The organism is Streptomyces katrae, assembly GCF_000966975.1.
Classification (GTDB): domain Bacteria; phylum Actinomycetota; class Actinomycetes; order Streptomycetales; family Streptomycetaceae; genus Streptomyces; species Streptomyces katrae.
In genome coordinates, this window is the sequence record NZ_JZWV01000165.1 from 1 (window position 1) to 779 (window position 779).

The 779-nt window shown below is 72.4% G+C and carries 1 protein-coding gene; it reads right to left on the reverse strand.

Features of this window, described 5'->3' with window-relative positions:
• Window positions 1-779: urease subunit alpha (locus tag VR44_RS08160; protein WP_045946722.1), on the reverse strand; the 779-nt coding region annotated here is incomplete at both ends.

Sequence of the window (779 nt, forward strand, 5' to 3'; positions counted from 1 at the left end):
GGCTTGGCGCCGAAGAACGCCGGGCGCCAGAGCACGATGTCGGCGAGCTTGCCGACCTCGATGGAGCCGATCTCGTGGGCCAGGCCGTGGGCGATGGCCGGGTTGATGGTCAGCTTGGCCATGTAGCGCAGCACGCGGGCGTTGTCGTCGCCCTCGCCGTCGCCCTCCAGGGGGCCGAGCTCGCCCTTCATCTTGGCGGCCATGGCGAAGGTGCGGCGGATGGTCTCGCCAGCGCGGCCCATGCCCTGGGCGTCGGAGGAGGTGATGCCGATGGCGCCCAGGTCGTGCAGGACGTCCTCCGCGCCCATGGTGCCGGCGCGGATGCGGTCGCGGGCCATGGCGGCGTCGCCGGGGAGGTCCGGCTTGAGGTCGTGGACGGAGACGATCATGCCGTAGTGCTCGGCGACCGCGTCCCGGCCGAAGGGCAGGGTGGGGTTGGTGGAGGAGCCGATCACGTTCGGCACGCCCGCCATCTTCAGGACGTTGGGGACGTGTCCGCCGCCGCAGCCCTCGATGTGGAACGCGTGGATGGTGCGGCCTTCGAGGACGCGCAGGGTGTCCTCGACGGACAGGCACTCGTTGAGGCCGTCGCTGTGCAGGGCCACCTGCACGTCGTGCTCCTCGGCCACGCGCAGGGCGGTGTCCAGGGCCCGGGTGTGGGCGCCCATGTCCTCGTGGACCTTGAAGCCGGAGGCGCCGCCCTCGGCGAGGGCCTCGACCAGGGGCGCGGGGTCCGAGGAGGAGCCGCGGGCGAGGAAGCCGATGTTCACGGGCCAGGC